Annotated in this window: 20 protein-coding genes and 1 tRNA gene; 8 read left to right on the forward strand and 13 right to left on the reverse strand. The window is 69.0% G+C overall.

The annotated features are described in order from the left end of the window. Positions 1-100: 100 nt before the first annotated feature. Positions 101-1,045 (reverse strand): Ldh family oxidoreductase, encoded by a 945-nt coding sequence (locus tag ACWGIC_RS15035; RefSeq protein WP_452076495.1) that lies wholly within the window; start codon positions 1,043-1,045, stop codon positions 101-103. Between the two features lie 92 nt (positions 1,046-1,137). Between ACWGIC_RS15035 and ACWGIC_RS15040 the strand changes: the two genes are divergently transcribed. Further along, positions 1,138-1,419, forward strand: a complete 282-nt coding sequence (locus ACWGIC_RS15040) for a DUF2277 domain-containing protein (protein WP_452076496.1) — start codon at positions 1,138-1,140, stop codon at positions 1,417-1,419. An 8-nt stretch (positions 1,420-1,427) separates the two neighbouring features. Here ACWGIC_RS15040 and ACWGIC_RS15045 read toward each other — a convergent pair whose 3' ends face one another. From ACWGIC_RS15045 to ACWGIC_RS15055, 3 genes are all read right to left on the reverse strand, one after another. Next, positions 1,428-1,640 carry a KTSC domain-containing protein gene (locus tag ACWGIC_RS15045; protein WP_452076497.1) on the reverse strand — a complete coding sequence of 71 codons (213 nt, stop codon included), beginning with the start codon at positions 1,638-1,640 and terminating at the stop codon, positions 1,428-1,430. Positions 1,641-1,907: 267 nt separating this feature from the next. Further along, positions 1,908-1,992 (reverse strand) — tRNA-Ser (locus ACWGIC_RS15050). A 2-nt stretch (positions 1,993-1,994) separates the two neighbouring features. Continuing rightward, positions 1,995-2,486, reverse strand: a complete 492-nt coding sequence (locus tag ACWGIC_RS15055) for a MarR family winged helix-turn-helix transcriptional regulator (RefSeq protein WP_452076498.1) — start codon at positions 2,484-2,486, stop codon at positions 1,995-1,997. Positions 2,487-2,998: 512 nt separating this feature from the next. Here ACWGIC_RS15055 and ypfJ point away from each other — a divergent pair. Further along, positions 2,999-3,931: a KPN_02809 family neutral zinc metallopeptidase gene (gene ypfJ, locus ACWGIC_RS15060; RefSeq protein WP_452076499.1), complete on the forward strand. Its 933-nt coding sequence runs from the start codon at positions 2,999-3,001 to the stop codon at positions 3,929-3,931. Between the two features lie 20 nt (positions 3,932-3,951). Then, positions 3,952-4,929, forward strand: coding sequence for an NAD(P)H-quinone oxidoreductase (locus ACWGIC_RS15065; RefSeq protein ID WP_452076500.1), 978 nt, complete (start codon positions 3,952-3,954; stop codon positions 4,927-4,929). A 211-nt stretch (positions 4,930-5,140) separates the two neighbouring features. Here the strand turns inward: ACWGIC_RS15065 and ACWGIC_RS15070 are convergent, their stop codons facing one another. After that, on the reverse strand, positions 5,141-6,340 hold the full coding sequence (locus ACWGIC_RS15070; RefSeq protein ID WP_452076501.1) for a cysteine desulfurase-like protein: 1,200 nt from the start codon (positions 6,338-6,340) through the stop codon (positions 5,141-5,143). 100 nt (positions 6,341-6,440) lie between these two features. Between ACWGIC_RS15070 and ACWGIC_RS15075 the strand changes: the two genes are divergently transcribed. Then, the gene (locus ACWGIC_RS15075) at positions 6,441-7,019 is read left to right on the forward strand and encodes a bacterial proteasome activator family protein (protein ID WP_452076502.1); all 579 of its coding nucleotides are present in this window, start codon (positions 6,441-6,443) and stop codon (positions 7,017-7,019) included. On the opposite strand, the gene ACWGIC_RS15080 is transcribed toward ACWGIC_RS15075, so the two are convergent. Together ACWGIC_RS15080 and ACWGIC_RS15085 are read right to left on the reverse strand one after the other, a co-directional pair. Then, on the reverse strand, positions 7,016-8,167 hold the full coding sequence (locus tag ACWGIC_RS15080; protein ID WP_452076503.1) for an epoxide hydrolase family protein: 1,152 nt from the start codon (positions 8,165-8,167) through the stop codon (positions 7,016-7,018). The two genes, ACWGIC_RS15075 and ACWGIC_RS15080, sit on opposite strands and share 4 nt — an antisense overlap. A 79-nt stretch (positions 8,168-8,246) precedes the next feature. Further along, on the reverse strand, positions 8,247-9,506 hold the full coding sequence (locus tag ACWGIC_RS15085; RefSeq protein WP_452076504.1) for a polysaccharide pyruvyl transferase family protein: 1,260 nt from the start codon (positions 9,504-9,506) through the stop codon (positions 8,247-8,249). A 114-nt stretch (positions 9,507-9,620) separates the two neighbouring features. On the opposite strand from ACWGIC_RS15085, the gene wzm reads away from it, so the two are divergent. The 3 genes from wzm to glfT1 are packed head-to-tail and all read left to right on the forward strand — an operon-like array spanning position 9,621 to position 12,301. Continuing rightward, the gene (gene wzm / locus ACWGIC_RS15090) at positions 9,621-10,574 is read left to right on the forward strand and encodes a galactan export ABC transporter permease subunit Wzm/RfbD (RefSeq protein WP_452076505.1); all 954 of its coding nucleotides are present in this window, start codon (positions 9,621-9,623) and stop codon (positions 10,572-10,574) included. A gap of 3 nt (positions 10,575-10,577) precedes the next feature. Further along, positions 10,578-11,393 (forward strand): galactan export ABC transporter ATP-binding subunit Wzt/RfbE, encoded by an 816-nt coding sequence (gene wzt / locus ACWGIC_RS15095; protein ID WP_116200762.1) that lies wholly within the window; start codon positions 10,578-10,580, stop codon positions 11,391-11,393. Continuing rightward, positions 11,393-12,301: a galactofuranosyltransferase GlfT1 gene (gene glfT1 / locus ACWGIC_RS15100; RefSeq protein ID WP_452076506.1), complete on the forward strand. Its 909-nt coding sequence runs from the start codon at positions 11,393-11,395 to the stop codon at positions 12,299-12,301. The genes wzt and glfT1 overlap by 1 nt, the downstream gene beginning before the upstream one ends. 80 nt (positions 12,302-12,381) lie before the next feature. On the opposite strand, the gene ACWGIC_RS15105 is transcribed toward glfT1, so the two are convergent. Genes ACWGIC_RS15105 through ACWGIC_RS15115 form a run of 3 tightly spaced genes read right to left on the reverse strand, consistent with a single transcriptional unit; the run spans position 12,382 to position 14,791 of the window. Continuing rightward, the gene (locus tag ACWGIC_RS15105; protein ID WP_452076507.1) at positions 12,382-13,575 is read right to left on the reverse strand and encodes a hypothetical protein; all 1,194 of its coding nucleotides are present in this window, start codon (positions 13,573-13,575) and stop codon (positions 12,382-12,384) included. After that, on the reverse strand, positions 13,572-13,991 hold the full coding sequence (locus ACWGIC_RS15110; RefSeq protein WP_452076508.1) for a hypothetical protein: 420 nt from the start codon (positions 13,989-13,991) through the stop codon (positions 13,572-13,574). The genes ACWGIC_RS15105 and ACWGIC_RS15110 overlap by 4 nt, the downstream gene beginning before the upstream one ends. A 32-nt stretch (positions 13,992-14,023) precedes the next feature. Next, positions 14,024-14,791, reverse strand: a complete 768-nt coding sequence (locus ACWGIC_RS15115; RefSeq protein WP_452076509.1) for an ESX secretion-associated protein EspG — start codon at positions 14,789-14,791, stop codon at positions 14,024-14,026. A gap of 175 nt (positions 14,792-14,966) precedes the next feature. Between ACWGIC_RS15115 and ACWGIC_RS15120 the strand changes: the two genes are divergently transcribed. Further along, on the forward strand, positions 14,967-15,209 hold the full coding sequence (locus tag ACWGIC_RS15120) for a hypothetical protein (RefSeq protein ID WP_116200769.1): 243 nt from the start codon (positions 14,967-14,969) through the stop codon (positions 15,207-15,209). On the opposite strand, the gene ACWGIC_RS15125 is transcribed toward ACWGIC_RS15120, so the two are convergent. The 3 genes from ACWGIC_RS15125 to ACWGIC_RS15135 all read right to left on the reverse strand — a co-directional run bounded on the left by ACWGIC_RS15125 (position 15,206) and on the right by ACWGIC_RS15135 (position 18,661). Beyond that, positions 15,206-16,204, reverse strand: a complete 999-nt coding sequence (locus ACWGIC_RS15125) for an acyl-CoA dehydrogenase family protein (protein ID WP_452076510.1) — start codon at positions 16,202-16,204, stop codon at positions 15,206-15,208. The two genes, ACWGIC_RS15120 and ACWGIC_RS15125, sit on opposite strands and share 4 nt — an antisense overlap. A gap of 76 nt (positions 16,205-16,280) precedes the next feature. Beyond that, positions 16,281-18,188 carry a glycosyltransferase gene (locus ACWGIC_RS15130; RefSeq protein WP_452076511.1) on the reverse strand — a complete coding sequence of 636 codons (1,908 nt, stop codon included), beginning with the start codon at positions 18,186-18,188 and terminating at the stop codon, positions 16,281-16,283. A gap of 5 nt (positions 18,189-18,193) precedes the next feature. Beyond that, positions 18,194-18,661, reverse strand: a complete 468-nt coding sequence (locus tag ACWGIC_RS15135; RefSeq protein ID WP_452076512.1) for a GtrA family protein — start codon at positions 18,659-18,661, stop codon at positions 18,194-18,196. Positions 18,662-18,736: the final 75 nt, after the last annotated feature.

An 18,736-nucleotide genomic window follows, 5' to 3' on the forward strand; every position in this document is an offset into this window, starting at 1 on the left:
GTGCTTGTCAAGGCATCTTTCCCGCCTTGACAAGCACCCGCCGCCCGTCGTCACAATCAGGCTTCGGGGTGCCCCACCGCAACACCCCTCACCCCGCCTTTCACCCCACCGTCGTCAACGGCGGCCTCCCCAGCTTCATCGCCAGCGAATCCAGCTGCCGCCGCACCGCGGCCTGCAACGGCACCCCCAACGCCCGGCACTGCTCGAGATACTGCGCCTCCCGCCACCCCGGATAGCGAATCGGCGTCCCCCCGCCTTCCCAGCCGAGCATGCTCCCGAACACCGCACTGGCCGCGCGATAAAACCCGTCGGCGCTCCGCAGCGTCGTCGGCGCGATCGCGAGCACCAGCAACCCGGTGTCGTGCTCGTGATCAGCGACCCCGGACAGCACCCCGGCGAGAACGTCCACCATCAGCGCGAACCCGGCGAACTGCGGGTCCCGGGCCGCGTCGGCGAGGTCGACGTCGAACACGAACTCCGGATACGCCCCCGCGGGCGCGGCCATCCCGAGCGGATGCACCGGCTGGTCGGCATAACCGCCCGCGGCCATCACGATCCCGATCATCCCGTGCGGCAACGCCCGCGCGGCGTGGTGCCCGACGCGGCCGAACGGTCCCACTCCGCGCACCGACAGCAATCCGACGCCGAAGCGCCCGGCCCGCTGCACCGCGCGGTCCATCGCGTCGCCGACCGCCCACAACCCGGACGCACGCCGGTAGTCGATGAGCGCCGCGGCTCCGCGGTCCGCGATCAGCAATGGCTGCGCGCCGGGACTGACTAATCCGTTTTCGATCGCGGGCAAATGCACCCGGGTCAATTCCCCGACGCCGGTTTCGGGCGCGCCGGTGAGATCGCCGTGGCACAACGCTTCCGCGGCCGGGCGGGCACGTTCTTCGGGAAAGCCTTGTGCCATCAGGACAACAGAGACAAGCGTAACCAGTTCGTCGGCGGGAACGCGGTGCCAGGCCTGCTCGGGAATCGGGGTGTCGGAGGGAACTTCCGGAAGGGGGCGGCTGAGCCGGGGAGCACGCGGTCTGAGGGGCACTTCATCAAGGGTGCCGGGCGGTCTCCGGCCCCGTCAACGAGGATGGCCCGAGAGTGTGATGCGTTCAGCCGAAGACACGTACCCTGAACCCCATGTGCCGAAACATCACGACGCTCCGCGGCCTGCAGCCCGCCGCGACCACGGAAGAGATCGAAGCCGCGGCACGCCAGTACGTGCGCAAAGTGACCGGGGTGCAGTCCCTTTCGGACGCGACGCGCGAACCATTCGAAGCGGCGGTCGCCGAAATCGCCCAGATCACCACGCGGCTGCTGGAAGAACTTCCGCAACGCCGCCAGCCGCCGGCGACCGTGCCGCCGCTGCGCCGCCCGGAAGTCCAGGCGCGGATCGCCCAGCGCGAAGCCGGAAAAGCCTGACGCCGCAATCACTCCACGGCTTCCCCGCGAAACCGCGGTTTGATCTCCTGGTTGAGATACCGCCCCGCGCTTCCGGCGGCCATCAGCTCGCGATGCACCCGCGCGGGCACGAGGTGGTAGCGGTAGACGCTGCCGTTGCGGAAGCCGATTTCCAGCACTGAATTCGCGGCGTCGTAGCCGACGTCGCGGATGACGGAGGACTCCACGGGAACCCGGCGCACAGCACGCGCCAGGGTACCTGCGGCAACCGGACGCGAGCAGTCAACACCGCGCCGGTCACCTGCGGCCGAGACTCCGAGATTTTGCGCGCTTCAGCGTTCACCCGTTCGGCCGGTACTGCGCAAGGCATTGGGGCTGACTGCCTCAGCTGGAAGACAGCCGAATCGCGAACTCCCCCTCCGGTGCCTGCGCCATTTCTTGCTGAAGAAAACGGCCCCGGTCTCCCGCTGCAGGCGCGGAATCCGGGGCCGGACACTCGAGGCGTCAAGCGGAAGCGGAGGGATTTGAACCCCCGGTAGGTTTCCCTACGGACGCTTTCAAGGCGTCTGCATTCGGCCGCTCTGCCACGCTTCCTTCTAGGTCAGGGTATCGCGCCGTCCTTCGACGTCGTCCAGGTGTTCGAGGACCCGGGTGAAGGCCGTGGCCACCGCGGTCTGCTCGTCGTCCGTCAGCAGGTCGATCAGGTGCTCGCGGGCTCCTCGCACGTGCGTCGGCGCGGCTTCGGACAGCACGCGCAGGCCCGCGGCAGTCAGTTCGGTGAGGACGCCGCGTTTGTCCTCCGGGTCCGGGCGGCGGGTGACCAGCCCGGCCGCTTCCAGTTTGCCGATCTGGTGCGACAGCCTGCTCTTCGTCGAGCCGAGCTGCGAAGCCAGCTCCGTCATCCGTGTGCACCGGCCCGGGGCCAGGTCGAGGCAGACCAGGACCTCGTAGTCGGCCAGCGAGATGCCGTGGCTTTCGGCCAGTTCCCGGTGCAGCCGCTGGCGCAGCCGCAGCGACGCGACGATGTAGGCGCGCCAGGCGTGCTGTTCGGCCGGGTCGAGCCAGCGCACGTCCTGGTCATCGCTCATGTCCGGAAGGGTAGAAGGCCGGTTTCGCGCCCTCCGCTTCGGCCCGCTGTGAAATTTTCGGACGAACTTCCCCCAATGGAGGGTTACGAAAAGGTTGAGACTCGGCGCGAAGAAGCGCATCCTCGGGGCAGCGGAGGGAAGACGAGGACCCCGGAGCGCGCCGGAGGGCACGCCGGACCGGTCTCCCTCTGGGAAAGGCCAGGTGGTGGCATGGCAGGTAGTTCCCGCGGTTGACCGCCCGCTGTGACCCCGCGATCGGCACGGCCCCGTTCCGGTTCGGTCGCGATTGCGAACAGCACGAGCATCCCGTGCGCTCCGGCATCGGCCACGCGCACCGGCGTCGTTATGCCGCTGCTTCTCTTCGCGGCCTCGGCACCGCGAAGGCAGCGCCGGACGCCAAGCCCGACCGGTGGCCAACCGCTGTTCACGAAACCTCGGTAGTACCTGGGTGCGGCCCCGAGCGCAGGGGCCGCACCCAGCCTCGTTTCCGGGTTTCCGGCTACCCTTTCCGCGTGCGATTCGACGACAACGCGGATCTGGACGCCTCAGAAATCCAGGACATGCGCGGCAGCGGCGGAGGCGGCGGCATCGGCGGCCGCGTGGCCATCGGCGGCGGCGGGCTCGGCCTCGTCGGCCTGGTCATCTACTTCCTGCTTTCCCAGTTCGGCGGCGTTCCCAGCACCGGGACCTCGCCCGCGGCGGGCGGGCTCGGCCTCGGCGACGTCCAGTCCGGGCAGCAGTTGGACGCCGGCACGCTCGCGAAGAAGTGCAAGACCGGAGCCGACGCGAACCGCGACCACGACTGCGCGATCGTCGCGATCGTCAACTCCATCCAGGATTACTGGACGCAGGAGTTCTCCCGTTCCGGGCAGACCTACCGCAAGGCGACCACCCGCTTCTTCAGCGGCGGCGTGCGCACCGGCTGCGGCGGCGCGACCTCGGACACCGGGCCGTTCTACTGCCCCGCCGACTCGTACGTCTACATCGACCTCACGTTCTTCAACGAGCTGAAGACCCGCTTCGGCGCGAAGGGCGGGCTGTTCACCGAGGCGTACGTGCTGGCCCACGAATACGGCCACCACGTGCAGAACCTCACCGGCACGTCCAAGCGCGGCACCGGCACCGGACCGACGTCCGGTTCGGTCCGGCTGGAACTGCAGGCCGACTGCTACGCGGGCGTCTGGGCCAACCACGCCAGCACGACCCCGACCAGCTCCGGGAAACCGCTGGTCCAGGACGTCACGCAGGACGACATCTCGCGCGCGCTCGACACCGCGTCGCGGATCGGCGACGACTACATCCAGAAGAACCTCGGCAACGGCCACGTCGACAAGTCGAGTTTCTCGCACGGCACCTCGGCGCAGCGCGAGAAATGGTTCACCACCGGCTACCGCACCGGCCAGCCCGCGAGCTGCAACACCTTCAGCACCAACGACCTCGGCTGACCCGGGATACAGTCGGGCGCATGCACGCGATCACTATCCGCGAACCCGGTTCCCCTGACGTGCTCGAATGGACCGAGGTCCCCGATCCGGAACCCGGTCCCGGCGAGGTGCTGCTGGACGTCACGGCCAGCGCGGTGAACCGCGCCGACCTGCTGCAGCGCCAAGGCAACTATCCGCCGCCGCCCGGGGCGAGCGACATCCTCGGCCTGGAATGCTCCGGCACGATCGCCGAACTCGGCGAGGGCGTCGAGGGCTGGCAGGTCGGCGACGAGGTGTGCGCGCTGCTCGCCGGCGGCGGGTACGCCGAGCGCGTCGCGGTCCCGGCCGGGCAGCTGCTGCCGGTGCCCGCCGAAATCGAGACGGTCGCCGCGGCCGGGCTGCCCGAGGTGGCCTGCACGGTGTGGGCGAACGTGGTGATGCACGCCGGTCTCGGCGAAGGCCAGGTGCTGCTGGTGCACGGCGGCGCGGGCGGCATCGGCACGCACGCGATCCAGGTGGGCAAGGCGCTCGGCGCGACCGTCGCGGTCACCGCGGGTTCGGCTGAGCGGCTCGAACGCTGCAGGCAGCTCGGCGCCGACCTCGCGATCAACTACAAGGAAGAGGATTTCGTCGAGGTGCTGCGCGCCGAGACGAAGGGCGCCGACGTCATCCTCGACAACATGGGCGCGAAATACCTGGACCGCAACGTCGACGCACTCGCCGCCGACGGCCGTCTGGTCATCATCGGCATGCAGGGCGGGATCAAGGGCGAGCTGAACATCGGCAAGCTCCTCCGCAAACGCGCGAGCGTGTTCGCGGCCGGGCTGCGTTCCCGTCCGCTGGACCAGAAAGCGGCGATCGTCGCGGATGTCCGGGAACGGTTGTGGCCGTTGGTGGAACAGGGTTCGGTGCAGCCGATCGTCGGCGACGTGGTGCCGATGGCCGAGGCCGCGTCCGCGCACCGGATGCTCGAAGAAGGCAGCATCTTCGGGAAAGTGCTGCTGGCCGCGAAATCCTGAGCCTGGCCTCGTGAGTGTTGATCGCGGCTAGGGCGCACCGCGTTCCGGCTACCTACGTGCGGGCTCAAGCACCCCAATGCCACATTGGGTGCGTCACATGCACCCAATGTGGCATTGGGGCGCACTATCGCCTCTCGACCCGCACCGCCGGAGGTTCCCGCCTCGTGAGTGCTGATCGCGGCTCGAACCGTGATCAACACTCACGAGCACCTCAGCGCAGTTCTTCGAGCACCCGCACCAGCTGGTTGATCTCGAACACGTTGGAGTAGTGCGCGAGCCCGATCCGCACCGCTCCGCCGACCTCGCCGACGCCCAGCGACGCGAACACGCCGCTGGTGCCGTCGTCGGCGAACGCGCACAAGCCTTGCGACGCCAGGTATTCGGCGACCTGGGACGCTTTCGCGCCGGCCACGGCGAAGGCGAGCGCGGGGATCCGCCGCATCGCGTCGCCGATCACCATCACGTGCCGCAGCGAGCGCAGTTCCGTGGACAGCTGCGCGAGCAGGCCCGCGTGGTACGACTTGGCCGAGCCGAGCGAGGTCACCAGGCGTTCGCGACGGGAGCCGGTCGCGGCGTCGTCGAGGCCGGCGAGGTAGTCGATGGACGCGACGAGACCGGCCAGCAGCGGGTACGCGTGCGGGCCGAGTTCGAGCCGCGCGGGACCGGTCGCGGCCGGGTCGAGCGACGCCGACGAGATGCGTTCCAGCAGCTCCGGGTCGCGAAACACCAGCGCGCCGACCGCGGGCCCGCCCCACGAGGGAGCGGACACGACCATCACGTCGGCACCGAGTTCCTGTACGTCAAGCGGCACGAACGGAGCCGCGTAGGTCGCGTCGACCACTACGAGCGCCCCGACGCGCTTGGCGAATTCGATCACCGTCGGCACGTCCGGCCGGGTCCCGACGGACCCGGACGCCAGCGTCACCGACACCGCTTTCGTCCGCGCGGACACGAGGTTCTCGTACTGCCACGCGGGCAGCTCGCAGGTCTCGATGTCGATCTCGCTCCACCGCACGACCGCGCCGACGCGTTTCGCGGCACGCCGCCACGGCGCGATGTTGGCCTCTTCGTCGAGCCGGGAGACGACGATCTCGTCGCCGATCGTCCAGCGTTCGGCGAGCGCGTCGACGAGCCTGCGCAACAGGACCGGCGCGCTCGGTCCGAGCACGACGGCGGCCGGGTCCGCCCCGACCAGATCGGCCACGGCCCGGCGGGCCGCGGTGACGATGCTTTCCGCCCGCTGGGAGGCCGGAAAGGCTCCGCCCGGCCCGGACACCGGCGCCCGCATGGCCGTCGAAACGGCCGAAGCGACCTGTTCCGGCACGAGCATTCCGGCGGCGCCGTCGAAGTGAATCCAGCCGTCGCCAAGCGCGGGGAAGAGCCCACGGATACGAGCGACGTCGAACGCCATGGGGACACCGTACGGACGTGCGGTTTCGCGGTTGCCGCGGGGTTGGGCAGAACTGCCCGAACGGCCGCTAGGCTCGGGTCAGGACCGCTGACCGACGGGGATGGAGCATATGAGCGAGCCGAACTTCGGGGGAACGGGCGCAGCCGGGGACACGGACGCGCCGCGCGTGGTCGTCGTCGGACCGGACGGGGTCCCGGTCGGCACCGCGCAGGCGGTACCCGAGGGCGAGGAGAACGAGTCCGTCGGCGACCTGGTCGAGGAACCGGCCAAGGTGATGCGCATCGGCACCATGATCAAGCAGCTGCTGGAGGAGGTCCGCGCCGCTCCGCTGGACGACGCCAGCCGCAACCGGGTCCGCGAGATCCATCAGACGTCGGTGCGCGAACTGGAGGAGGCGCTCGCGCCCGAACTGCGCGAGGAGCTGGAGCGGCTCGTGCGGCCGTTCACCGAGGACCACACGCCCTCGGACGCCGAACTGCGGATCGCGCAGGCGCAGCTGGTCGGCTGGCTGGAGGGGCTGTTCCACGGCATCCAGACCGCGCTGTTCGCGCAGCAGATGGCCGCGCGGGTGCAGCTGGAGCAGATGCGCCGCGGCCTGCCCGCCGGGTCGTCCGGTTCCGGCGGCCACCCGGGCGAAGGGCACGGGCACGGCATCACCGGAACCGGGCAGTACCTCTAGCTTTCCCGGGCGAAGAAGGCTCGGAGATCCCCGATCAGCAGGTCGGGTTCTTCGAGCGCCGGGAAGTGCCCGCCGCGCGGGAGTTCGGTCCACCGCACGATCCGGTCGGTGCGCTCGGCCAGGTGCCGCAACGGAAGCCCGATGTCGCCAGGGAACACCGCGACCGCGGTCGGCACGGTGGACACCGGCGGCGGCGCGCCCCACTGGACGTCCTGGTCCGCGTAGATCCGCGCGGACGACGCGGCGGTGCGCGTGAACCAGTAGATCGAGACGTTGGCGAGCAGGTCGTCGCGGTCGATCAGGTCGTGGTCGGCGTTGGAGAAGGCCCGGAACTTCTCGGCGATCCAGGCCAGCTGCCCGGCCGGGGAGTCGGTGAGGCCGTACGCAAGCGTTTGCGGCTTGGTGGACTGGATCATCGCGTAGCCGACGCCGCTCTGCTGGAAGGCTCGCGCTTTCTCCAGCGACCGCTCCCCCTTCGCCAGCTCCGCCCCGCTGAGCCCGGCGAGGTCGGCCTCGTCGCGCGCCACCGCGGACGGCAGCATCGTCACGTGCGCCCCGAGAATCCGTTCGGGGAACTGGACGCCGAGTTCGCGGGAGATCAACGCACCCCAGTCGCCGCCGTGCGTGCCGAATTTCCGGTACCCGAGGCGGGTCATCAACTCCGCCCAAGCCCGCGCCGTCCGCGCCGGACCCCAGCCGCGGTCGGGGGTCGGTCCGGAAAAGGCGAACCCGGGCACGGACGGAACGACCACGTGGAACGCGACGGCTGGGTCGCCGCCGTAGGCGCGGGGGTCGGCGAGCGGGCCGATGAGGTCAAGGAACTCGACGATCGAGCCGGGCCAGCCGTGGGTGAGCAGGAGCGGGACGGCGTCCGGTTCGGGCGACGTGAGGTGCAGGAAGTGGACGTTGGCGCCGTCGATGGTGGTGGTGAACTGGGGGAAGCCGTTGATGCGTTCTTCCTGCGCGCGCCAGTCGAAGCCGAGGCGCCAGTAGTCGGCGAGGTCTTGGACCTCGGACACCGGGATGCCCAGCTCCCACGCCGGGTCGTCGAAGGGGTCCGGCCAGCGGGTGCCGGCCAGGCGGCGCTGGAGATCGTCCAGATCGGCTTGCGGGACGCGGATGCGGAAGGGGGCGGGATCTTGAGCCATGGGGCGAAGCTATGCGGGATTGAGGACCGTTCAGGTCCTCAATCCGCAACGCCCCGGCGGCGACGTCGAACGCGCCCGTTCAGTTCCGGATCCGCCGCGCCCACCGCCGCCGCTGGGCAGGCGGTTCCACGTCCACCGGCGGCTCCGGCTGCGGTTCCGGCTCCTCTTCGACCGGGCGGACGACCGGCGCGTAAACCTGTTCGGCGAGCTTGCGCTTGTTCTCTTTGAAGCCGGCCAGCGTCTCGCTCGCGTAGCCGCCCGCGTTCGGACGGTCCGGGACCTGCGAGAGGTCTTCGAGCAGCGTCCAGTTCGAGCCGAGCCCGACCAGGGAACGGTGCTTCGTGGCGTAATAGTCCGGGTGGATGCTCACCGCGACGCCGGAAGCCCCGGCCGCGGCCGCCATCATGTGGAGGTGGAATCGGGTGGAAATCCAGGTTTGTTCCGGCCCGGCGGGAAGACCGTGCGTCCAAATGTGCGAAAACGGATAAAAGCGGGCACCCGGCAATTCGCGTTCGAGCAACGAAAACACTTCGCGGTCGACCCGGGGCACGCCTTCGACGATGCCGATCTTCGCCGGATCCGTCTTCCACGAGCGCAGCATGGAAAGCACCGAGCCGGCCAGCGTGCCGATGCCGACCTCGACCAGGTCGGATTGCAGGCACAGCATCACTTCGGGCAGATCTTCGGAATGGTCGAACCGCTCCGGCCCGATCGTGAGGAACGCGTCGTCCAGACCGACCGGACGGCCCAGCAGATCCGCTGACGCCTCGTCGCGGGCCTCCACCACTTCGAACCGGTCGGCGAGCGCTTTCACCAGCGGAATCGAACCCTCGCAGGCGGGCAGCAAGCCCTGTCCGGTCATGGCCGCCCTGCCGCCGGACCGTTCGACCGCGGCGACCGCGCCGGCCAGCAAGCCGATCTGCTTGGGCCACAGCTTGTTGATGTATCCGCCGCCGACGACGTGCACCACGTCGGCCTTGGCCAGCAGTTCGACACTGTGGTGCAGCCGCGGCAGCATGCCCGGGTTGTGCACCGCGTCGCGCACCCAGGCGGCGGTGCGCCACGGTTCCTCGTCCGGGGCCTCCCAGCACAACCGCCACAAAGTGTCGGTGAACTTCGCGCGCGGATGAATGCCGTCGAGCAGGACACTCGCCGGCCCCGGCGAATGAGTGTCCACCCACACGTCGGCGTCCGGAGCTGTCTCCGCGAGATAACCCAGCCAGCCAGCGGTGATGAGCTCGTCCCCGTAATTGGGGTGGCCCACAGGTGCGACCAGGTGATACTGCGCACGCGAAGAAACAGACTCCGAGTGCGAAGTGCTGATTTCGGGGACCGGCATTGGCTTATCGTAACGTTGCACACACCGCGCCGGACAGCACGGGGGAGAACGGCCGGGACGGCCGCGCGACGGGTCGGGCCTAGCCCGCGTCGTCCCATCGGTACCCTCGTCCACGTGCATGCCACCAGCACGGTTCACGCAGCCGAACCCGATGTCTCGACTCCGGTTCCACCGTCGTCGGACAGCAAGACGTTCGGGCGTGCTATCGACGACATCAAGACCGGTTTCGCCGCCCGCGAGCTTTGGACTCATCTCGGCTGGCAGGACATCAAGCAGCGCTACCGGCGGTCCATCATCGGGCCGTTCTGGATCACCATCAGCCAGGGTGTCATCGCGCTCGGCCTCGGCCTGCTGTACTCGCAGCTGTTCCGGACGCCGATCGAGGTATTCCTGCCCTATCTCTCCACCGGCTTCATCATCTGGGGCTTCATCCAGGGCTGCCTCACCGAAGGCATGGAGACGTTCATCGCGAACGAGGGGCTGATCAAACAGGTCCCGGCTCCGATCAGCGTCTACGTGCTGCGCACGATCTGGCGGCAGACGCTGCTGCTGGCGCACAACATGATCGTCTACGTCGTGCTGCTGATCATTTTCTTCTCGGCACTCGATTCCCCGTATTCGCTGGGGTCGCCAGACGGCGCGTGCCTGCCCGAGAAGTACTGCCACCCCGGGTTGAGCTGGAACATTTTCCTCGCCATTCCCGGCTTCGTGCTGCTCGCGCTCACCGCGGGCTGGGCGGCGCTGCTGCTCGGCATCATCTCGACCCGGTTCCGCGACATCCCGCAGCTGATCAACTCGCTGATCCAGCTGATGTTCTACGGCACCCCGATCGTCTGGCCGGTCGACCAGCTGCTGTCCGGCGGTGCGCGGGACGGCGCCTCGTGGGCGCTGCCGATCATCAAGCTGAACCCGCTTTACCACTACATGCAGGTGGTGCGGTCGCCGCTCATCGGACAGGCGGTGAGCTGGACCAGCTGGGTCGTGGTCGGCGGCCTCACCATCGTCGGGTGGGGGCTCGCGCTCGTCGCCATGCGCAATTACCGGTCTCGCGTCTCGTATTGGGTGTGACAGATGGTCAGCATTGACGTCCACAACGCGTACGTGGACTTCCCGATTTTCGACGCGAAAACGCGTTCGATGAAAAAGCGCGTGCTCGGCAAGGTCGGCGGCAAGATCAGCTCCGACCAGAAAGTGCCGATCATCGAGGCGCTGCACGACGTCTCGATCAGCCTCCGCGAGGGCGACCGGGTCGGTCTCGTCGGGCACAACGGCGCGGGCAAGTCCACGCTGCTGCGGCTGCTCGCCGGGATCTACGAGCCGACCCGCGGATCGTCGCGGATCGTCGGCCGGATCGCGCCGGTGTTCGACCTTGGCATCGGGATGGACCCGGAGATCTCCGGCGTCGAGAACATCCTCATCCGCGGCCTGTTCCTCGGCATGAGCGCCAAGGAAATGGAGAAGCGGGTCGACGACATCGCGGAGTTCACCGAACTCGGCGATTACCTGCAAATGCCGCTGCGGACGTACTCCACCGGCATGCGGGTGCGGCTCGCGCTCGGCGTGGTGACCTCGATCGACCCGGAGATCCTGATCCTCGACGAGGGCATCGGCGCGGTCGACGCGGCGTTCCTCAACAAGGCCCGCGACCGGCTCAAGGACCTGGTCAAACGGTCCGGCATCCTGGTGTTCGCGAACCACTCCGACGAGTTCCTGATGGAACTGTGCGACACCGCGATCTGGATGGACGAGGGACACGTCAAGCAACAGGGTTCGCTGCGCGAGGTCCTCACCCAGTACAAGGGCCGCGACCCGTTCGAGAACATGAGCCAGGAAGGTCTCGAGCGCCTCGGCATCGAGCCCGCCACCACGACGAACGGCGGGGAATGATGGCCGGCGAGACGCGAGAGCTGCCCGAGGGCGCCGTCGTCGGCGTGGTGGTCACGCGGCACCGCCGCGAGCTGCTCGCGGACTCGCTGAAGATCATCGCCGCCCAGACCCGGCCAGTCGACCACCTGGTGGTGGTGGACAACGGACCGGACAAGTCCGCGCGGGACGTGGTGGAGGCCTACCCGCTGCCGTACACGTACCTCCCGTCGCACCGGAACCTCGGCGGCGCGGGCGGTTTCGCGCTCGGCATGCTGCACGCGCTGTCGCTCGGCGCGGACTGGGTCTGGCTCGCCGACGACGACGGCCGTCCGGTGGACGAGCACGTGCTCGAAATTCTGCTGGAGGAGGCCGAAAAGCGCGGCCTCGCGGAGATTTCCCCGGTGGTGGCGAACATCGACGCCCCGGCGAAACTGGCGTTCCCGCTGCGCCGCGGCCTCACCTGGAAGCGCTCGTCGGCTGAACTGGGCACGGACTTCCTGCCCGGCATCGCGTCCCTGATGAACGGCGCACTGTTCCGTGCGTCCACTTTGGACGTCACCGGGGTACCCGATCTGCGCCTGTTCTTCCGCGGCGACGAGGTGGAACTGCACCGCAGGCTCGTGCGGTCGGGGCTGCCGTTCGGCACTTCGCTGCGCACGACCTACCTGCACCCCGACGGCTCGGACGAATTCAAGCCGATGCTGGGCGGGAAATTCCACGCCCAGGATCCGGAGAACGAGGTCAAGCGGTACTACACGTATCGCAACCGCGGGTATTTGCTGTCGCAGCCGGGAATGCGGAAGATCGGCGCGCTGGAGGTGCTGCGCTTCGGCCTGTATTTCGTGGGCGTGAAGCGGGATCCGAAGGCGTTCCTGCAGTGGCTGAAGCTGGTCCGGCAGGGCCGGGCGGAGAAGTTCTACCGGTACTGAGCCGGTCGTTGGTCCGTGAAGGGCCCCTTGAGGGAATCAGATTCCCTCAAGGGGCCCTTCACGGACTACTACAGCAGTGACTATTCCCCGATGACCGGCGGCGCGGAACGGTGCCCGCCGAACTCCTCGTTCTCGTCGATTTCCATCACGAACGCGGGCTGGTCGTTGCCGTCGTCGTACGGGCGGGCTCCGAAGCCCATGCCAGGGCGGGCCGGGGCGCCGCCCATTCCGCCCGCCGCGACATCCGCCGCGCCCGGGGTCATGGCTCCGTCGCCGGGGCCGAAGGAACCGCCGCCGCCGCGGCCGACCTTGGTCTGGTGTTCCTCGTCGCCGCCGAAACCGCCGCCGCCACCGCCCATCATGCCGCCCATCGGCATCGCGCCCATGCCCATTCCGGCCGATCCGGCGCTGCCGCCGCTCGGGCCCGCCTGGGCCGCGGCCGGTGCGTAACCCGCCGCGGTGGTCGAAGCGCCGTCCAGCATCGGCTGGTGGACCGCACCGGTGAACTGGCTCGGGCCGCTGACGGTCGGGGCGCTGGCCGCCGCGTGTCCCGCTGCCGCGCCGCCACCAGCCGCTCCAGCACCCGCTGAGCCAGCGTCGGCCACCGCAGGAGCTGGGGTGGCCGGAGGAGCGTCCGCGTGTCCGGCGGGTGCCGCGTCGTGGTGCTCACCGCCCGTCGGCATCGCCACCGCGGCACCGCCACCGGACGCGACGCCGAACTTCGGCGGGTGCGCGAAAGCCGGCTGCTTCGAACCCGACGAGTACAGCGAAGCGTCGTACTTCGACATCGTCTCCGCGGCCTGTTCGTGCGCGGAACGGCTGTCCTGCTGCTTCTTCAGCGTCGCGTCGATCGCGTCGCCCATTTCGAGCGGGCTCGCGTGCGACCATTTGTCGAATTCCTCGGACCAGTCGAACGGCACCGCGTCCGGCATCGAATGCTTCGCCACCTGCGCGGCGGACGCCTGCTCCTCGACGATCTGCGCGGCCAGCTTCGCGTTCTGGCCGTTCGCCTCGGCCCATTCGGCGAGGCTCACGAAATACGCCTGCGCACCGGCCGCGGCCTCGCCGCTCCAGGCGTGCGCGGCCTTTTTCACGGCCTCGCCCAGCTGCGTGGCGAAATCCTCGAACGCCTTCTGCACCTCGGTGTACGCGTGCGACACCGAGGAAACCTGCTCTACATCGAGGTTCGCTTCGACGTACGACTTCAGCTGCTGGTGCGGGTGCCCGAGGTAGTCGGCGTCCGACGGCGCGAGCCCCGGCTGCGGCGTGCTCATTCGGTGCCCTTCACAGTGCGGTGGGAGTCGATGGCCTGGCTCTCGTTCTCGGTGTAGACCCCGCCGGCGCGCGCGAGGGCTTCGTCGGCCTCCCGCAGGATGCGACCGAACTGGTCCAGCACGTCGAGGGCCGCTCCGGGGGCGTCGGCACCGCTCTTGCGGTCATGCTCGGCCACGGTGTGCCCGTACGGGTGGCTGCCGAGCTTCGGCGCGGACGTCAGCGCCTGTGTCTGCGGCTTGAGCCGTTCGAGGCGCGTGACCATGTCGGTGAGCGCTTTGCGCAGGTCACCGAGTGCGTCGCCGTCGATGCTGAACCCGCCGGCTTTCGCAGTGCCGGCCAGCTTGTGCGTTTCGGCCGCGGCTTCGGCGATGCCCTTGGCGTTCAGCCCGCCTGCCGCCAGCGGATCAGTGCTCATGCGCCGGAGTTTACCGACGCGAGCCGCTCCGGTCAGGCGTTTGCCGAATAGCCTTCAAGCTGGGTGAACAGTTGTTGGGCCAGACGGGCATTGTCGGCCGGGGCGTAGGTGAGCCAGCGGTTGCCGTCGCTGGAATCGCGCGTGCTGAGCAGGTAGCGGCCGAGTTCGGTGTCGAACCACGCGAGCGACGGCAGTGCCTTTTCGTGGCCGGCGCCGTCCCGGACGTACGGCGTGAACTGGCCGACCGCCAGCCGCGGCTTCTCGAAGATCCGCTGTACGGCCCTGAGCTGCGGATTGTGCGTGCGCGGGCCGCTGACCCCGGCGAACGGGTCGTAGGCGTCGCCCTGGACCGGCCGCTTCGACGGCCGCGCGACGGTCACCGACTGACCGGGCGCGGCGGGCGTCAGCGGCAGCAGGTCGACGATCGCCGGGACGATGCCGGTCGGCCGGACCTCCTCGAAGACGAACATCCCGTCCCGCTGGCAGACGAGCACCGCGAACTGGCCGTTGGACGCCACCCGCGCGAACAGCTGCTCGTCGCCGAGCTTGGCCGCCGCGGACACCGCGAGGCCGGGCTTGGCGAACGTGGCGAGCGCGATCTGGATGTCGTCGTCGACGGTCCCGCGCCGCAACAGGCCGCGGCCGTCGAGGTCGCGGAAGACGGCGTCGCGGACCGCGGCGCGTTCCTCACCGGTGATGCCGATGTGCGGCACCACGAACGGCACCGGCGCGCGGCCGAGCCCGAGTTCGGCCAGCAGGAGATCCACCGCCGCCGGCGACAGCGTGAACGAATACGGCACGACCCACCCCTAAATCCGGTCTCTCCCCGGCGAAACCGTAGTCCACTCCGCCCGGTCGCGGCCATCGGCTCCGGACCGCCACGAGATCCGCCCCGGTTCCGCTTCCGCTGTGAGCAGATCCGCTGTCGGCGAACCGCTCTTGCCGCCGTTGATCACCCGCTGCTGCCATGGAGACATGGCAGATCCCAAACCAGCACTGGTCCTGCACCTCGCGGCGGGCGGCGAACCGCTGATCTTCCCGCTCACCGCCGACAGTTCGTCCGCTGTTCAGGAAAAGCTCCCGGATCTTCTGAAACACGGCGGCGTCCACTCGCTGGAAACCCGGGACGGCAATGCTGTTTCCGTGAATTTCGTCCACGTGGCAGCCGCTTATGTGGACGATCTGAGCCGAAAGGGCAAATTCGGCCTGTCCGTTTAGCGCCGGGCGAGGGCGAGCAGTCCGGCGCGGATCTCCGGTCTGCTCGCGGCCACCAGGAGGAAGGTCGCCTCGCGCACCAGACGGCCGGCGTGCGCCCCGGGCAGCACCGCCCGGCTGCCCGTCGCGGCGACGAGCGCGCCCGCTGACCGGTACGCCAGGTCGGCACCAGCAGCGCGCGCCGCCGGGAGCGTGGCCGGGTCGGCGAGACCGGCGTTGAGGCGACGACGGATTTCGTCCTGTTCGACCCGCAACGCCGTCGCGGTTTCCTTCTCGCCCGCAGCCTCGATCAAAGTGGCGCAACGCTCGGCCAATCCCAGCGGAGCGCACCCGTTGAGCCGTGACACGAGAGTGCTTTCCGCCACGAATTTGTCGTAGCTGACCTTGGCGAAAACCGACTCGTCCGGAATGAAGTGATTGTCGAGCTTCAACCGCACTGTCGCGGTGCCTTGCGCGGCCATGAGCGTCAACGGCTCGGCGACCAGGCTGTGCCCGACGATCGGCGACACCAAGGCGTTGACCACCGTGTCACCGTCCCGGCCGGACAGTTGCAGCAGGTCGATCGCGTCCCAGCCGCTCACGAACGGCGCTTCGCCGTCGAACCGATAGCCGCCGTCGACGCGCTCTACCCGCACTCGCGGCGGCGTCGGGATCACGCCCGCGCGTGCGACGCCCGCGCGCAGCCGTCCGCTGATCAGGTCCGCCAGATACCGCTCGCGCAGGTCCGCCCGTTCCGTCGCGGCCAGCCCGGACACGAGGCCGTGATGCTGCAGCCAAGTGAACGCGGTGCTCAGGCACCCGCTGGCCAGCGCTTCGATGACGCCGGCCAACTGTTCGAGGTCAGCCCCGGAATCCGGCGCGGCGAGACCGTAGAAACCCTCCTCGGCGAGCGCGTCGAAATGCGATCGCGGCACCACGCCTAGCCGGTCCACCTCGGCCGCCGCCGGAAACAACAGATCGTCGGCAAGAGCACGCGCGCGGGAAACCAGGTCGGCCATGAAACCAAGCTACCTAAAAAGACAAAAAGGGCGTCTCGCCGAACGCGAGACGCCCTTTCCGGATCAGCTCAGGCAATCACAGCTTGTACAGCCGCTTCCAGTTCTCCCGCGAGGTGAGTTCCGGCATCGCGCGCTTGTACTGCTCCTGCACGCTCGCACCCTCCTTGCGCAGCCGGTTGATCACCTTCGCGCCGCGCTTGGCGAGGTCGAACATCTTGACCTTGTCGTAGGTGCGCACGCGCACGCCTTCCTGCGACGCGTCGGTGACCACAGCGGTGTCGAACAGCGCGATGTGCCACCAGTGCGCCTCGTCGACCGGCACCGCGCCCAGCCCGAAGCGGCTGCGGCCGAGCACCTTGTCGAGGATGCGCTTGATCAGCACGAGCCGCTGCATGCTCGGCCGCGGCGCGCTGTTGATGATGCCGATGTCGTTGGACGCGATGCCCGGCACGTCAGTGGCCTTGTGCCGCTTGGTCTCCGGGTACGCGTCGCGGATCCGGCGGATCTCCTTCATCGCCTCGACGCCGCCGTCGCGCAGGATCTCCGGGCCCTCCAGGAAGTCCTCGACCGCCTTGATCAGCGTCGCGGACAGGCCGTACTGCATGCCGAGCAGGTAGCGCACCAGCTGCGCCATCAGCACGCGGGACAGCAGGTTCAGGTTGAACGGCGAGTGCAGCGCGGCGGTGATGATCGAGTTGCGCAGGTTGAAGTACCGGTGCCACTCGTCCCAGTCCTTCCAGTGGAAGTCCGCGTGCCACACGCCCGCACCCGGCAGGGTCACGGTGGGGAAGCCGTATTCGCGGGCCCGGTAGGAGTACTCCGCGTCGTCCCACTGGAAGAAGAACGGCAGCGGGTAGCCGATGGCCTTGACGACCTCGTACGGGATCAGGCACGACCACCAGCCGTTGTACCCGGCGTCGAGGCGGCGTTCCTGGCGGTTCGGGTTGCCGTCCTCGTCCACGCCGAGCAGGTCGGCGGTGGACAGCGAGTGCTGCACCGGCTGTCCCGGCTCCAGCGTGTTCAGCCGGGCGTACTCGGCGCCGACGTGCAGCTGGTTCGGGTGCAGCAGGTTGAGCATCTGGCCGCCGACGATGATCGGGTTGGCCGCGCGGTTGGAGAACGCCGTCATGCGCACGACGAGGTCCGGCTCGAGCAGCACGTCGTCGTCCATGAACAGCACGTTCGCGTGCTCGGTGGCGGTGTGCCCGGCCACCTCGTACAGGCCGCGGGTGAAACCGCCGGCACCGCCGAGGTTCGGCTGCTTGATGTAGTGCAGCTTCTCGCCGAGGTCCTTCGCGACCTGCTCGAAGCCCTCGCGCGATTCGACCAGGTCGGTGCCCTGGTCGGCGACGTAGATGGCGTCGAGGGTGTCGAGCGAGGACACGTCGGCGGCGAGCGCCTGGAGGTTCTTCAGGCAGTCGTCGGCCCGGTTCATCGTGCAGATGGTGACCGCGGTCGGACGGATCGACTCCGGCGCGTCGACGGTCCAGCGGACCTGCTCGACCCGCAGCGTCTGGCCGCCCTCGGTCTCGAGGTCGAGCCACAGCGCGCCGCCGTCGTAGAACTTGTCCAGCTTGCCGGTCAGCTCGACCGTGGCGCCCTTCGCGCCGGACACCTGCTGGGCGTCGACCACGCGCGGGTCGCCGAGCATGTCGGAAGCGCCGAGCGACAGCAGCCCGTCGCCGGTGACGACGGCTTCGAGCTTCACCTCGGTCGCGTTGGTCCAGCGCTGCCAGTAGCTCGCCGGGAAGCGGCCGAAGTAGGTGTTGCCGGTGACCTTCGCGGACGGCTCCAGCACGACGCTGCCGCGCTCGCGCTGGGCGTTGCCCTGCACGACCTCGGCGTACATGTCCTTGCTGACGATCGGAGCCGGCCCGGCGTACAGCCCGCGCTGGGCCGTGAGCCTGCCTTCGGGGGCGTGTTCGGCGAACCGCGTCTGGCCTGCGGGGGCCGCCTCCGCGACCGGGGCTGCTTTACCGGGCATCGAACTCAGTTCTCCTTTACCGGCCGTACACGGAACACGACCCACTTGAGCATCACGAAATTGATCACAGTCGCCGTTGCCTGGGACACCACCCAGGCCAGCGTGGCCTTCCACCCCGACTCCGGCAGCACGTGCAGCATGAGCTGGTTCACGCCGACGGCGACGAAGAAGGTGACGGCATACAGCAGAACGAAGCTGCCGACCTGGGCGTTCCCGTCGCGCCGCCCGTCGGCGAACGTGAAGCGCCGGTTCAGGAAGAACGCGGTGGTCGTGCCCACGACGAAGCTGATCGCGCGCGCGAGGTCCACCCAGGGGGTGGCGTCCATGCCGATCGCGCGCAGCAGCGAGTACGTGCCCAGGTCGAGCAGGGCGCAGAAGCCGCCGATCACCCCGAACCGGATCAGCTGGCCCAGCAGCCCAGGGCCCGCGGGCGCCGGCTGCGCTTGGTCACTCTGCGGTTCTGTAGCCACCACTTGGAATACCTTCTCGGCCTATTGCGTCAGTGTCCGTATTACCCACTTCGACGCTCGGACGCTTGTGCCTTGATG

This window comes from Amycolatopsis sp. NPDC054798 (genome assembly GCF_053611505.1).

Excerpts from the sequence above, each read along its gene's own strand:
- ACWGIC_RS15070 (WP_452076501.1), bottom strand. The coding sequence starts at position 6,340 with ATGGCGTTCGACGTCGCTCGTATCCGTGGGCTCTTCCCCGCGCTTGGC.
- ACWGIC_RS15075 (WP_452076502.1), top strand. The coding sequence starts at position 6,441 with ATGGAGCATATGAGCGAGCCGAACTTCGGGGGAACGGGCGCAGCCGGG.
- ACWGIC_RS15080 (WP_452076503.1), bottom strand. The coding sequence starts at position 8,167 with ATGGCTCAAGATCCCGCCCCCTTCCGCATCCGCGTCCCGCAAGCCGAT.
- ACWGIC_RS15110 (WP_452076508.1), bottom strand. The coding sequence starts at position 13,991 with ATGAGCACTGATCCGCTGGCGGCAGGCGGGCTGAACGCCAAGGGCATC.
- ACWGIC_RS15105 (WP_452076507.1), bottom strand. The coding sequence starts at position 13,575 with ATGAGCACGCCGCAGCCGGGGCTCGCGCCGTCGGACGCCGACTACCTC.
- glfT1 (WP_452076506.1), top strand. The coding sequence starts at position 11,393 with ATGGCCGGCGAGACGCGAGAGCTGCCCGAGGGCGCCGTCGTCGGCGTG.
- ACWGIC_RS15040 (WP_452076496.1), top strand. The coding sequence starts at position 1,138 with ATGTGCCGAAACATCACGACGCTCCGCGGCCTGCAGCCCGCCGCGACC.
- wzt (WP_116200762.1), top strand. The coding sequence starts at position 10,578 with ATGGTCAGCATTGACGTCCACAACGCGTACGTGGACTTCCCGATTTTC.
- ACWGIC_RS15125 (WP_452076510.1), bottom strand. The coding sequence starts at position 16,204 with ATGGCCGACCTGGTTTCCCGCGCGCGTGCTCTTGCCGACGATCTGTTG.
- ACWGIC_RS15120 (WP_116200769.1), top strand. The coding sequence starts at position 14,967 with ATGGCAGATCCCAAACCAGCACTGGTCCTGCACCTCGCGGCGGGCGGC.
- ACWGIC_RS15055 (WP_452076498.1), bottom strand. The coding sequence starts at position 2,486 with ATGAGCGATGACCAGGACGTGCGCTGGCTCGACCCGGCCGAACAGCAC.
- ACWGIC_RS15085 (WP_452076504.1), bottom strand. The coding sequence starts at position 9,506 with ATGCCGGTCCCCGAAATCAGCACTTCGCACTCGGAGTCTGTTTCTTCG.
- ACWGIC_RS15065 (WP_452076500.1), top strand. The coding sequence starts at position 3,952 with ATGCACGCGATCACTATCCGCGAACCCGGTTCCCCTGACGTGCTCGAA.
- ACWGIC_RS15130 (WP_452076511.1), bottom strand. The coding sequence starts at position 18,188 with ATGCCCGGTAAAGCAGCCCCGGTCGCGGAGGCGGCCCCCGCAGGCCAG.